General features: G+C 75.7%; 7 protein-coding genes and 1 pseudogene. 2 read left to right on the forward strand and 6 right to left on the reverse strand.

What is annotated here, in order from left to right; translation table 11 throughout:
* Positions 1–976 (forward strand): annotated as a pseudogene (locus ACFVX9_RS33815) (hypothetical protein); the annotation flags it as partial.
* 102 nt (positions 977–1,078) lie between these two features.
* Here ACFVX9_RS33815 and ACFVX9_RS33820 read toward each other — a convergent pair.
* Positions 1,079–1,891, reverse strand: a complete 813-nt coding sequence (locus ACFVX9_RS33820; RefSeq protein WP_380486480.1) for a TrmH family RNA methyltransferase — start codon at positions 1,889–1,891, stop codon at positions 1,079–1,081.
* Positions 1,892–2,129: 238 nt separating this feature from the next.
* Between ACFVX9_RS33820 and ACFVX9_RS33825 the strand changes: the two genes are divergently transcribed.
* Positions 2,130–4,733, forward strand: a complete 2,604-nt coding sequence (locus ACFVX9_RS33825) for a SpoIIE family protein phosphatase (protein WP_380486478.1) — start codon at positions 2,130–2,132, stop codon at positions 4,731–4,733.
* Between the two features lie 81 nt (positions 4,734–4,814).
* Here ACFVX9_RS33825 and cobA read toward each other — a convergent pair whose 3' ends face one another.
* The 5 genes from cobA to ACFVX9_RS33850 all read right to left on the reverse strand — a co-directional run bounded on the left by cobA (position 4,815) and on the right by ACFVX9_RS33850 (position 13,815).
* Positions 4,815–6,092 (reverse strand): uroporphyrinogen-III C-methyltransferase, encoded by a 1,278-nt coding sequence (cobA, locus tag ACFVX9_RS33830; RefSeq protein WP_380486476.1) that lies wholly within the window; start codon positions 6,090–6,092, stop codon positions 4,815–4,817.
* Positions 6,093–6,201: 109 nt separating this feature from the next.
* Positions 6,202–10,095, reverse strand: a complete 3,894-nt coding sequence (gene cobT, locus ACFVX9_RS33835; protein ID WP_387985463.1) for a nicotinate-nucleotide--dimethylbenzimidazole phosphoribosyltransferase — start codon at positions 10,093–10,095, stop codon at positions 6,202–6,204.
* 536 nt (positions 10,096–10,631) lie between these two features.
* Positions 10,632–11,897: a precorrin-6y C5,15-methyltransferase (decarboxylating) subunit CbiE gene (cbiE, locus tag ACFVX9_RS33840; protein WP_387985466.1), complete on the reverse strand. Its 1,266-nt coding sequence runs from the start codon at positions 11,895–11,897 to the stop codon at positions 10,632–10,634.
* Positions 11,898–12,141: 244 nt separating this feature from the next.
* Positions 12,142–12,792, reverse strand: coding sequence for a GNAT family N-acetyltransferase (locus ACFVX9_RS33845; protein WP_387985469.1), 651 nt, complete (start codon positions 12,790–12,792; stop codon positions 12,142–12,144).
* Positions 12,793–12,990: 198 nt separating this feature from the next.
* A complete protein-coding gene (locus tag ACFVX9_RS33850; protein WP_063346836.1) occupies positions 12,991–13,815 on the reverse strand; it encodes a MetQ/NlpA family ABC transporter substrate-binding protein in 825 nt (274 codons plus the stop codon).
* Between the last annotated feature and the right edge of the window lie 54 nt (positions 13,816–13,869).

Here is a 13,869-nt window from a genome sequence, read left to right on the forward strand (position 1 = left end):
GTCCCGGGCCGCCGCCGCAGCCGCGGCCCGGCGCTCGCAGGCGGCCACCGCCCCGCTCCCCCGGCCCGAGGCCACACCGGTGACCCGCCCGCTGCGGGAGCGGCCGCACACCCCGCCCCCCGGCCGGCCCGGCACCCGCGACCGCGGGCACCCCCGGGACCGCCAGCACACCCCCGCCCCCGGCGGGCGGCCCGGCAACGCGCGGCAGCGGCTGTTGCGGCAACGGCTCGTGGTCTTCGTCACCGTGACGCTCGGCGTCGCACTGGCCATCGCGGCCGCCCAGGGGTGCGAGAACCGCAGCAAGCAGGGCCAGCGGCCGTCCGGCGGGTCCAGCGCCAGTGCGCCCGCCGCGGGCGGCGCGCAGGCCGTGCCGGGGACCTCGGTGGACGGGGCCGCCGCCGCAGCCCCCGGCACCCAACCCCCCGCCGCCCAGCCTCCGGCCACCCCGCCCGCCGCGGCTGCGGCCGCACACGGCGGCACGGGCGACAGCCCGTTGGCGCCCCCGTACGGATCGGGGCCGGTGGTGGACTGGCCCAACCGCAGCTACCCCGACGGGACCGGCGGGCCCGGCATCGCGCTCCGGGACGGCCGGTCGGTCGGGGCCGGCCCGCAGGTCGTGCTCAGCTCCGTGCTGCCCGCCCGGTACAAGGGCGCCCCGGCTGCGGTCGTCGTCCTTCGGCGGGCCGAGGGCTCGGTGCCGGTCGACCTCGTCCAGCTCTTCTCCTTCATCGGGGACACCCCGGTCGCCGCCACCTCCCGCACCTCGGCGGCCGACCCGCAGGCGACGGCCACCTGGCGGCTCGACGGCGGGACGGTCGTCCGCGAGGAGCGGGTCGCCGCGACCGGCGCGACCACCTCCACCCGCTACACCGTCCGTACCGACGGCACCCTGGACGAGTCCTGGCCCGGCGCCTCCGGCCCCGCCACCCAGCCCCCGGCCGCCGCCCCGGCTCCGCCCACCGCTGCGGCGGGCTGAGCACGGGAGGGCGCGGCACAGGAAGTCGGCCTGGCCGACTTCCTGCTTCCCGCTTTCTACGTGGGGGCTCCTCCGGCGTGAGAGGGGAGGCCGACGTCCCCGTCAGGCGGTGGGGGCGGTGACGGCGTAGAAGGAGACGGCGGCGGCGGCGCCGACGTTGAGGGAGTCGATGCCGTGGGCCATCGGGATGCGGACGGCGTGGTCGGCGGCGGCGAGGGCGGGTCCGGTCAGGCCGTCGCCTTCGGCCCCGAGCATCAGGGCCGCCTTGGGGAGGCGGTGCGGGGCGAGGCCGGCGAGGTCGACGGCGCCGTCGGCGGGGGTCAGGGCCAGCAGGGTGAACCCTGCGGTGCGGACGGTCTCCAGGGCGGCCGGCCAGGGGTCGAGCCGGGCGTAGGGCACCGCGAAGACGGCGCCCATGGAGACCTTCACGGCGCGCCGGTACAGCGGGTCGGCGCAGTCGGGCGAGAGCAGGACGGCGTCCATGCCGAGGGCGGCGGCGCTGCGGAAGATCGCGCCGAGGTTGGTGTGGTCGACCAGGCCTTCCAGGACGGCGACCCGGCGGGCCCCGGCGAGCAGCTCCGCGGCCTGCGGCAGCGGCTTGCGTTCCATCGAGGCGAGCGCGCCGCGGTGGACGTGGTAGCCGGTGACGGCTTCGGCGAGCCCCGGCTCGACGACGTGGACGGGGGCGTCCGCCTCGGCGATGACGTCGGCCATCACCTCCAGCCACTTGGAGGTCAGCAGCATCGACCGCATCCGGTAGCCGGCGGCGAGGGCGCGGCGGATGACCTTCTCCCCCTCCGCGATGAACAGGCCTTCGGCGGGTTCGCGCCGACGGCGCAGTTCGACGTCGGTGAGGCCGGTGTAGTCGCCGAGGCGGGGGTCGGCGGGGTCGGTGATGGTGCTGGGTTCGGACACCCTGCGATCTTGCCAAGGCGGGGCGGGGAAGGCCAAACGGCCCAAGCCGCGGGGCGGGCTGGCCTTGGCCCTGTGCCAGCCATGGTGCAAACATGGCCGTATGGCCCGTTTTCCGGGCCGATCCTGGGCTCCGTCGGCCTCTGGTGCTACTGGTTCCGCCGGCTCCTCCGGTGGGCGCCCAAACGGTCGGCTACAGCTGCCACGCGCGAAGCGGCCGTGGCCCGTACGGCACCGGTCGGTGGCCGGGCAGGTGTTCGCGCTGCAGGTCCTCGTCGTCCTGCTGCTGGTGGCGGCGGCCGCGGTGGCGCTGGTGGTGCAGTCGCGCACCGACGCCGACCACGAGGCCCGCAACCGGTCGGTGGCGGTCGCGCAGACCTTCGCCAACTCGCCGGGCATCGTCGACGCGCTGCGCTCCCCCGACCCGACCGCGGTCCTGCAGCCCAAGGCGGAGGCCGCGCGGATGTCGTCGGGCGTCGGCTTCATCGTCGTGCTGAACGACGACGGCGTCCGCTACACCCACCCCGACCCGGCCCTGATCGGCCACAAGTTCGTCGGCACCTACCTGCCCGCGGTGCACGGGCAGGTGGTGACCGAGCGCGTCACCGACTCGCTCGGCCCGCTGGTCCAGGCGGTGGTCCCGGTGTACGCGCCGGACGGCTCGGTGGCCGGGCTGGTCTCGGCGGGCGTCACGGTGCGCAGCGTCAGCAGCGCGAGCGAGCGGCAGCTGCCGGTGGTGCTGGGCGCCGCCGCGGGCGCGGTCGGGCTGGCCACCCTCGGCACGGCGCTGATCAGCCGGCGGCTGCGGCGCCAGACCCACGGGCTGGGCCCGGCGGAGATGACCCGGATGTACGAGCACCACGCGGCCGTGCTGCACGCGGTGCGCGAGGGCGTCATGATCGTCGGCGCGGACGGTCGGCTGCTGCTCTGCAACGACGAGGCGCGGCGGCTGCTGGACCTGCCGCCGGACGCCGAGGGCCGGCCGGTGACCGAGCTGGGCCTGGAACCCGCGCCCGAGGAGCTGCTGACCGCCCAGCGCCCGGTGACGGACGAGGTGGTGCTGGCCGGGGAGCGGCTGCTGGCGGTGAACGTCCGGCTCACCGACCAGGTGGGCGGCCCGCCGGGCTGCGTCGCCACGCTGCGTGACTCCACCGAGCTGCTGGCGCTGTCCGGCCGGGCCGAGGGCGCGCAGCGGCGGCTGCGGCTGCTGTACGACGCCGGGGTGACGGTGGGCAGCTCGCTGGACGTGACGCGGACGGCGGAGGAGCTGGCGCAGGTCGCGGTGCCCCGGTTCGCGGACTTCGTCACGGTGGACCTGGCGGACCAGGTGCTGACGGGCGAGGAGCCGCCGCCGGGCACCTCGCTGGGGCGGATGCGCCGCGTGGCGCTCGCCGGGATCCGGGACGACGCCCCGTTCTACCCGGTGGACACGGTGCTGGACGTGGTGCCGGCCACCCCGCTGGCCGGGGCGCTGCACAGCGGGGAGTCGGGGCTGGAGCCCTGGCTGGCCCAGGCCCCGAGGTGGCGGGAGCAGGATCCGGAGCGGTCGGCCCGGGTGCTGGCGTACGGGGTGCACTCGATGGTGCGGGTGCCGCTGCGGGCGCGCGGGGTGCTGCTGGGGGTGGCCCGGTTCTGGCGGGCGGACCGCTCGGAGGCGTTCGAGGCGGACGACCTGGTGCTGGCCGAGGAGCTGGTGGCGCACGCGGCGGTGTGCATCGACAACGCGCGCCGCTACACCCGGGAGCACGCGATGGCGGTGACGCTCCAGCACAGCCTGCTGCCGCGCAACCTGCCGCCGCAGAGCGCGCTGGACGTCGCGCACCGCTACCTGCCGGCCCAGGCCGGGGTGGGCGGCGACTGGTTCGACGTGATCCCACTGCCGGGCGCGCGGGTGGCCCTGGTCGTCGGGGACGTGGTGGGGCACGGCCTGCACGCGGCGGCGACGATGGGCCGGCTGCGGACGGCGATCCATAACTTCTCGACACTGGACCTGCCGCCGGACGAGCTGCTGGGGCACCTGGACGACCTGGTGAACCGGATCGACCAGGACGAGGCCGGGAGCGGCGAGGGCGCGGCCCTGACCGGGGCGACCTGCCTGTACGCGATCTACGACCCGGTGGCACGGCGGTGCACGCTGGCCAGCGCCGGGCATCCGCCGCCCGCCGTGGTGGGCCCGGACGGGCGGGTGGTGTTCCCGGAGCTGGCGACCGGGCCGCCGCTGGGGCTGGCGGTGCTGCCGTTCGAGAACGTCGAGCTGGACCTCGCGGAGGGCAGCCGTCTGGTGCTGTACACCGACGGGCTGGTGGAGGACCGCGAGCGCGACATCGGTGAGGGGCTCGAACTGCTGCGGGCGGCGCTGACCGGGCCGCCGCGCACACCGGAGCAGACCTGCGCGGACGTGCTCGGGGCGATGCTGCCGGAGCGTCCGCTGGACGACATCGCGCTGCTGGTGGCACGGACCAGGGTGCTGGCGCCGGACCAGGTCGCGGAATGGGAGGTGCCGCCCGAACCGGCGGCGGTGGGCGCCGTCCGGGCCGAGGTCGCGGAGCGGCTGGCGGCCTGGGGGCTGGACGAGGCGGCGTTCGTCACCGAGCTGATCCTGAGCGAGCTGGTGACCAACGCCATCCGGTACGGCACCGGGCCGATCCGGGTGCGGCTGCTGCGGGACCGGGCGCTGATCTGCGAGGTGTCGGACGGCAGCAGCACCTCGCCGCACCTGCGGTACGCGGCGACCACCGACGAGGGCGGGCGCGGGCTGTTCCTGGTCGCGCAGTTCGCGGACCGCTGGGGGACGCGCTACACGGCGACGGGGAAGGTGATCTGGACGGAGCAGCCGCTGGAGTAGCCGGTCGGAGTGGCCGAGTGGCCGACCAGAGGGGGAAGTCGGAGTGGGAAGTCGACGGGCCCGACTTCCCACTCCGGGCGCTCAGCGCTCGAAGGCGGCCGCCAGGACGTTGACCACGTCGCCGACGACGATCACGGCCGGCGGCTTGATCCGCTCGGCCTCGACGGTCGCGGCGACGGTGGCCAGGGTGGCGTCCACCCGGCGCTGGGCGGCGGTGGTGCCCTCCTGGACGATCGCGACCGGGGTGTCGCCCGGGCGGCCGTGCTCGACGAGCTTCGCGGCGATCGCGCCGATCTTGTCCACGGCCATCAGCAGCACCAGGGTGCCGCGCATCTTCGCGGCGGCCTCCCAGTTGGTGAGCGAGCGCTCGTCGTCCGGGCCGACGTGACCGGAGATCACGGTGAACTCGTGCGTCATGCCCCGGTGGGTGACCGGGACGCCGGCCGCCGCCGGGACGCTGATCGAGCTGGAGATGCCCGGGACGACAGTGACCGGCAGTCCGGCCTCGGCGCAGGCGAGCAGCTCCTCGCCGCCGCGCCCGAAGACGTACGGGTCGCCGCCCTTGAGCCGGACCACGAACTTGCCGGCCCTGGCGTGCTCGATCAGCGTCCGGTTGATCGCCTCCTGGGCCATGAACCGGCCGTAGGGGATCTTGGAAGCGTCGATCACCTCGACGTGCTCGGGCAGTTCGGCGAGCAGCTCGCGCGGGGCGAGGCGGTCGGCGACCACCACGTCGGCGTCGGCCAGCAGGCGGCGGCCGCGCACGGTGATCAGATCCGGGTCGCCCGGGCCGCCGCCGACCAGGGCGACACTCCCCTGGCCCGGCTGGCCCGAGGCGCCGCCGACGCCGTGCGCGCGGAACTGGCGGACGGCCAGCGAGCCGTCCCGCAGGCCGTCCACGATGGCGTCGCGCAGAGCGGCGGAGTGGCGCGGGTCACCGGTGAGGACCGCGACGGTGGCACCCGCGTCGCGGCCGCTGGCCGGGGTCCAGGCAGTGGCGGCGGCGGCGTCGTCGCTGCGGGCGCAGAACACCCGCTCGCGCTCGGCCTCGGCGCTGACGGCACCGTTGACCGCCGGGTCGTCGGTGGCGACCAGGGCGTACCAGGCGCCGGCCAGGTCGCCGTCCCGGTACGGGCGGGCGTGCCAGGTGAGCTCGCCCGCGTCGGCCATCGCCTGCACGGCCGGGGTGGTGGCCGGCGATATCAGGTGCAGCTCCGCACCGGTGGCGATCAGCGCGGGGAGCCGGCGCTGCGCGACCTGGCCGCCGCCGACCACGACCACGCGGCGGCCGGCGAGCAGCAGGCCGACCGGGTACGGGGTACGGCCTTCGGTGCTGGGGTGCGGGGTGGGCGCGGTCATCGGCGGTGCTCCTGATCGGGGGTGAGGGTCCGGGGTGCGGGTGCGGCGTGACGCCGCTCCGCGGACCGGCGCGCCCTCGGGCCGGTCCGCGGAGTGGTGACGGAGGACGTCAGCCCTTCTCGGTGACCCCGGCGGAGTCGAAGGTGGCTACATCGTGCATCGCCCGGGCCGCGCTCTGCACCAGCGGCAGGGCCAGCAGGGCACCGGTGCCCTCGCCGAGCCGCAGGTCCAGGTCGATCAGCGGACGCAGGCCCAGCTTCGCCAGCGCGGCCTGGTGGCCGGGCTCGGCGGAGCGGTGGCCGGCGATGCAGGCCGCCAGCACCTCGGGGGCGATCGCCTTGGCCGCCAGCGCGGCCGAACCCGCGATGACGCCGTCCAGGACCACCGGGGTGCGCAGCGAGGCCGCGCCCAGCAGGAAGCCGGCCAGGGCCGCGTGCTCCAGGCCGCCGACGGCGGCGAGGACGCCGATCGGGTCGGCCGGGTCGGGCCGGTGCAGGGCCAGTGCGGCCCGGATGACCTCGATCTTGCGGGCGTGCGTCTCGTCGTCGATGCCGGTGCCGCGGCCGGTGACCTCGGCCGGGTCGAGGCCGGTGAACACCGAGATCAGGGCGGCCGAGGCGGTGGTGTTGGCGATCCCCATGTCGCCGGTGACCAGCGCCTTGTTGCCCGCCGCGACGAGGTCGCGGGCGGTCTCGATGCCGACCTCGATGGCCTTGAGGGCCTCCTCGCGGGTCATCGCCGGGCCCTGGGTCATGTCGGCGGTGCCGGGCTTGACCTTGCGCGGCAGCAGGCCGGTGGTGCGGCCCTGCTGGATGGCCTCCGGCAGTTCGGCGGCGACACCGACGTCGACCACGCAGACCTCGGTGCCGATCTGCTTGGCGAAGGAGTTGATCACCGCTCCCCCGGCCAGGAAGTTGCCGACCATCTGGGCGGTCACCTCCTGCGGCCACGGGCTGACGCCCTGCGCGTGCACGCCGTGGTCACCCGCGAAGATCGCCACGCAGGCGGGCTCCGGGATCGGCGGCGGGCACTTGCGGGACAGGCCGCACAGCTGGGCGGAGATGATCTCCAGCATGCCGAGCGAGCCGGCCGGCTTCGTCATCCGCTTCTGCCGGTCCCAGGCCTCGCCGAGCGCCTTGGCGTCCAGCGGGCGGATGCCGCGCAGGGTCTCGGCGAGCAGGCTCTGCGGCTCCTCGCCGGGCAGCGCGCGGTTGCCGTACTGCTCCTCGTGGACCACCCAGGACAGCGGGCGCTTCTTGGCCCAGCCCTGCTGCTCCAGCTCGGGCTCGTCCGGGAAGGAGTCGACGAAGCCGACGCACAGGTAGGCGACGACCTCCAGGTGCTCGGGCAGGCCGAGCTCGCGGACCAGCTCCTCGTCGTCGAAGAAGCTCACCCAGCCGACGCCCAGGCCCTCGGCGCGGGCGGCCAGCCAGAGGTTCTCGACCGCCAGGGCGGCCGAGTACGGGGCCATCTGGGGCTGGGTGTGCCGGCCCAGCGTGTGCCGGCCGCCGCGGGTGCGGTCGGCGGTCACCACGATGTTGACCGGCGTCTCGAGGATGGCCTCGATCTTGATTTCCTTGAACTGCTTGGCCCGGCCCTTGGGCAGCGAGTCCGCGTACACCTCGCGCTGGCGCTCGGCCAGGGCGTGCATCCGCCGGCGGGTCTTGGCCGAGCGGATCACCACGAAGTCCCAGGGCTGGGAGTAGCCGACGCTGGGCGCGGTGTGGGCAGCCTCCAGAACGCGGATCAGCACCTCGTGCGGGATCGGGTCCGGGCGGAAGCCGTTGCGGATGTCGCGGCGCTCGCGGATCACCTGGTGGACGGCCTCGCGTTCGGCCTCGCCGAAGCCGGGCGCGGCCGGGCCGCGGGGCTCGGCCGGCTCCTCGGCCTGCTCCTCGGCGGGCTGCTCCGCCAGGTCCTCCGTCGGCGGCTCCGCCGGTTCCTCCGTCGATGCCTCCGTCTGCGGCTCGACGGCCTGCTCGGCAGGCTCGGCCGGCTGCGGCTCGGCGGCGGGGGCCTCGGCTGCCACGGACGCGTCAGCGGCCTGGTCGGCGGCGGGGGCCTCCGGTGCGGCGGCCTCCTCGGCGACGGACTCGGCGGCCACGGGCTCGACGGTGGGGGCCTCGGCGGTAAGGGCCTGTTCGGCGGACTCTGCGGCCGGCTCGGTGACGGGCTGGGCCTGGTCCTCCGGGGTGGCCGGGGCGGTCTCGGCGACCGGCTCGGCGGCGGTCTCGATGGTCTCCGCGGTTGCGGCAACGGGCTCGGTGGCGTCGGCAGCCTCGGTGACCGGGGTGGCGTCCGCGACCTGCTGCGGCGCGGTCTCCGCTGCGGCGGCCTCGGTCTCAGGCTCGACGACGGGCTCGACGACCGGCTCGACCGGGGCCTCGACGGCCTGGTCCACGACCGGCGCGGCCTCCTGCGGCTGCTCGCCCTCGGCGGGCTCGGAAGCCGCCTCGGCGGCGGACTCGGCAGCGACCTCGACGGGCTCGACGACGGCCTGGCCGGAGGGCATCTCGCCCGTACCGGCGGCGGTCTCGGCGACCGCCTCGACGACCGTTTCGACGACGGGCTCGACGACCGCCTCCGGCGCGGGCGCCACGGCCTCGGCGGTCTCGACCGCTCCAGCGGCCTCGACGGGCGGGGCGGCCTGGACCGGCTCCTCGGCCGGCTCCTCGGCCGCTATGGGAGCGGGCTGCTGCGGGGCGACCTCCTCGGCCACCGGGGCCTGCGCGGCCGCCGCGACCGGAGGCAGACCGGTGGGCGCGGCGAGGAATGCGGAGATGCGCCGCGGCGGGCCGGCCGGGGCGGGGGCCTCGGTCTGCTCCGCGGGCGCGGCCTGCGCGGCGGCCTCGACGCCAACCTCGGCGACGGGCTCGGCGACGATCTCGACCGGAGCCTCGGCGGGCGCCGTCACCACGGCCCCGGCGACCGGCGTGCCGCTCGGGTCGACGACCGGCTGGCCGGACTCCGCCGGGACCGGCTCGGCCACGGCGGCCGGCGCCGCGTCCACCACGGCCTCGGCCACGGCGGCCGGCGCCGCGTCCACCACGGCCTCGGCGACGACGACGGCCTCCGGCAGTTCGACGACCTCGATCACCTCGATCGCCCCGACCGTCTCGACGGCCAGCTGAGCCTCGACCGGGTACGAGGCCAGCGGCACCTGCTGGAACTCCTGGGTCTCCGCCGCGGGAACCGCCGGCGCCACCGAAGGCGCGGGCGCTGCCGGAACGGCCTGCGGCGCGGCGGCCGGCGCCGGGGCGACGGCCTCCGCCATCGGCGGCCGGCCGACCACCGGGATGCCGTGCGCGGGCGTGCCGCCCTGCGACGGGCCGCGGTCGGCGAGCGAGCGCACCGGGACCTGGCCGGTCATCAGCGACGGGTCCGGGATCGGCGGGCCTGCGTGCAGCGGGCGGCGCGGCGGCTGAGCGGCCGTCATCGCCTCCGTGGCCTGCGGGTGCGCCGGGGCGGCGTGGAACGGCTGCTGCGCCTGCTCGGCGCCGAGCGCCGGCGGCTCCAGCGGCGGCCACGAAGGCTCGACCGGCGTGCCGTCCTGCTGCGGGGCGAGCGGCGTCTGCTCGGTCGGGAGGGGCGCCAGCGGCTCGCCCCAGGAGCCCTGCGGACCGGGCATCAGCAGGACGTCGTCCTCGTCGTCCTGGTCGAGGAAGTGGAAGGCCGGACGCGGGGCGCCCGGGTCGATTCCCCAGCCCTCACCGGGCACACCGGGAGCCGGTGCGCCGGAAGCCGACAGGCCGGGGGCCGGTACGGCGAAGCCGGACGCGCCCAGCGGCTGGCCCTGCGGCGGGATGACACCCGCGCCGGGGGGCATCGCACCACCGGCCGGGCCGTGGCCCGGCGCCGTCGGGTTCGGGATCACACCGCCGTCCGTCGCGACGCCCTGGAGGGGTGCAACGCCCGCGACGCCCTCCGGTCCACCGAGCGTGTCCGGCCCGGCGTTCAGGTGCTCCGGCAGTCCCTCGCCCGGGACGTGGCCGCCATCGGTCATTGTCAAACGCTCCTTCCAGGCCGCTGCCGCGCCCTTGGCGACACGATCACCGACCGCAGCGCCCATCCGCACGGGCCGGGCCTGCACCGGCCCGTCCCTCAACCACACGCGGCCGCCGCGCCGAGGCGCTGCGGCCCAAGTCTTTCCGGCGCACTGCGGCACCCCGGCCTGCGCACCGCCCACACCGGGCGGCGCACCATCTGAAACAACGACAACCCGGAGCAACCGGCACGACCGCACCGGACCCTACGGCATTCTCCAGGTCCGGCACGCGGCCCGTCGAATTGCCCACACTCCGAGCAAAACCGGATTGCACCACGTCAAAAAGGCGACAAACCGACTGAATCGGGTGGGTCGCCGACCGCCGCAGCCGCCCAGGACGCCACACTACCGGCCCAGCACGGTCACCTCTCGAATCGGTGTCCGGATGCGACCTGGATCACCGCCCGGCCCCACCACGACCCCTCAGCAGCACAGCGCGGGAGCAGAATGCGCCCGGCGGATCAGGCCGAATCCACAGGACGCACCCCGGTCCTTCACGCGATCTGCTCACCCCAGAGCAGCAGCACGCCGGTTCCACCCGCCCCCAGAACCAGCCCGCCACCGGCGCCACCGGCGGCCGACAGCGGAGTGGACTGCAGCAGCACACCGTCCGCCCGGTAGCCGGCCTCGGTGATCGCCCGGTGGATCTGCTCCCCCTCCGCGAGGGTCCGGGGCACCGCGACGAACCGCTCAGGACGGCGGGCCAGCACCGCGCGCACCACGTCGAGGCCGCCGGACTCCACCACCGCCACGTCCGGCTCGGGCAGGCCGCCCAGCACCTCGGGGCCCTGCCCGTGCACGGTCTCCACCTCGACGCCGTACCGGCGCGCGTTCACCGCCAACCCGGCGCAGGCCGAGCGGGACGCCTCGACCGCGACCACGGCGGCGCCGAAGCGGGCCGCCTCCACCGCGAGGGCGCCGCTGCCCGCGCCGACCGACCAGACCAGGTCCCCCGGACGAGCACCCAGACGGGCCAGCACCAGGGCGCGCACGTGCGCGGGGAGCGCCTCCGATGCGCCGGGCTCGTCCCCCGCGCGCCCGGCGCCCGCGTAGGCGTCACCGGGGAGCGCCCAGCCGCGGTCCGCGCCGGGGAAGCCGACCGGGCGCCCTGCCAGCCAGCCGGCCTCCGTGTCGACCCCGCCGGCCTGGGGACCGCCGTGGCCGCCGATCACCAGCACCACGTTGGGGTCGCGCCACACGTGGTCGGCGATCCGGTCGGACGTGAGGACGGTGACGTCCTCGTCCGGGGTGCCGAGGGCCTCGCAGACCACGAAGGTCCGGTGCACCCCGCGCAGCATGAGGGCCAGTTCGCTCGGCCCCGCGCCGGGCGCGGTCAGCACCGCGACCTTGGGGTGGGCCCGGCAGATGTTGGCCGCGCGGCGCAGCCGTCCGCCGTGGGCGCTGACCACCTGGGCGTCCTCCCAGGGCATGCCGGCCCGGGCGAAGGCGGCGGCGACCGAGGAGACGGCGGGCAGGACCTCCAGTTCGAGGCCGTACTCGGGGCGGCGCAGCGCGCGCACGACGCCGAAGAAGCCCGGGTCGCCCTCGGCGACCACGACGGCGGCGCCGCGGTGCTCGGCGATCCGCCGGGCGGCCTGCCGGACGTTGCCGAGGGTGATCCGCTCGGCGGCGTCCGGCACCGGGAGGGCGTTCAGTTGGTAGGGGGCGCCGGCCACCAGGGTCGCTGCGGCGAGGGCCGCGCCGGCGGCCTCGGTCAGCGGCGTGCCGTCCCACCCGATGACCGTGATCCGGTCAGCCATCTGCGGCCGTTCTCCCTCGACTCGGTGCGCGGACCGGCCTGCGACCCGGGGTGTCCCTGTGGTGTCACCCGGTGTGCGACTCGGTGCGCCGACAAACCGCGCCGGTGTGCGGCGCCGGTGCAGAGGCTACCGGGTGTGATCCCCTCGGCGCCGACATCTCGCACACATGTCCGTGACGAGCCGCCGGCGGGTGAGCGGCACGAACGGCTCGGACGGTACAGGCGACTCGCGCGATCGGGGCGGCTCAGTCGCGCAGCACGTAGCGCTGGTCGCCGTGCCAGCCGCCCCGCTGCGGCTCGGGCTCGGGCGCGTCCAGGTCCTCCGGGAGCAGGCTCCACAGGATGAGGTCGCTGCGGCTCTCCACGACGACCTCGCCGGACCCGCCGGACTCGCCCCGGACTATCCAGGCGCTGCGCAGCACGCCCTCGCTGATGCCGCCGATCTTCTGGGCGACCTGCTGGGCCGCGGTGTTCCCGGCGGCGGTGCGCAGCTCCAGGCGCAGGAAGTCGCGGTCCTCGAACAGCCACTGGCTGACGCCGAGGACGGCCTCGGGCGCGTAGCCCTCGCCGCGGGCCCAGGAGGCGGTGACGTAGGAGATCTCGGTGCTGCGCAGGCGCCAGTCGGTGTTGCGCAGTTCGATCAGGCCGACCAGGCGCTGGGTGAGGTGCTCGGTGACGGCGAAGACGATGCCGCGGCCGGCGGCCCGGTGGGCGGGGGCGAGGGTGCGGGCGAGTTCGGTCGCGTACGCCTCGGTGAAGGGGTGCGGCAGATCGGTCCAGGCCAGGACGAGTTCGTCCGCCATCATCGCGGCCAGGCCGGGCGCGTCGTCCTCCGCAAGGGGCCGCAGCAGAAGCCGTTCGGTGCTGATGGCGGTCTCGGGGAAGCTCGCTGCCATGCCGTCTCTCCTCGCCGGGTCGTGAACACAACACCGTACGCCCCCGCCGTGCCCCGGGTGTCACGCGGTGCGCCGCCCGCACGACGGTACGTCAGAACGCCGCCGACCAGGGCGCCCCGGGTGCATCCTGCCCGACCGGGCCCCCGCCGAGGTGCGGCGGGGGCCCGGTCGGGGTCAGGGCGTGAATCGGACCGCGGCTCAGAAGGCCGGGATGACCGAGCCCTGGAAGGTGTCGTCGATGTACTTCTTGACCTCGTCGGAGTGCAGCAGCTCGGCCAGCTTCTTCACGCGCGGGTCGTTCTCCTTGCCCTTCTTCACGGCGAGGATGTTGGCGTACGGGTTGCCCTCGGCCTTCTCCAGCACCAGCGCGTCGGTGGCGGGCTTCAGGCCGGAGTCGAGCGCGTAGTTGCCGTTGATGACGGCGGCGTCGAGGTCGGCGATGGAGCGGGGCAGCTGGGCGGCCTCCAGCTCCTTCCACTTGAGGTTCTTCGGGTTGCCCGTCACGTCGGCCGGGGTGGCGGCGGTGGTGACGCCGTCCTTCAGCGTGATGAGCTTGTTGTCGGCGAGCAGCTTGAGCGCGCGGCCCTCGTTGGTGGCGTCGTTGGGCAGGCCGACGGTGGCGCCGTCCGGCAGGTCGGCGATCGACTTGACCTTCTTGGAGTAGACGCCGAGCGGCTCCAGGTGCACGGGCTCGACCGAGACGATGTCGGTGCCGTGCTTCTTGTTGAAGTCCTCCAGGTACGGGACGTGCTGGAAGTAGTTCGCGTCGGCCGAACCGTCCTGCACCGCCGTGTTGGGGGTCACGTAGTCGGTGACCTCCTTGATGTCGAGCTTGAGGCCCGCCTTGGCCGCGAGGTTGTCCTTGACGTACTTGAGGATCTGCCCGTGCGGGGTGGGGCTGGCGATGACCTTGAGCGGCGCGTTCGGGTCCGAGGAGGAGGACCCGGAGCTGCCGCACGCGGCCAGCGAGAGGGCGATGCCGGCGGTGGCGAGGATGCTGGTGAACTTCAGGGCGTTGCGCACGAAAAGTGCCTTTCTGCGTGATACGGGGAGCCGTGGTCCGGTGTCGGACCCGGG

This window comes from Kitasatospora sp. NPDC058243, assembly GCF_042882025.1.
GTDB lineage: Bacteria > Actinomycetota > Actinomycetes > Streptomycetales > Streptomycetaceae > Kitasatospora.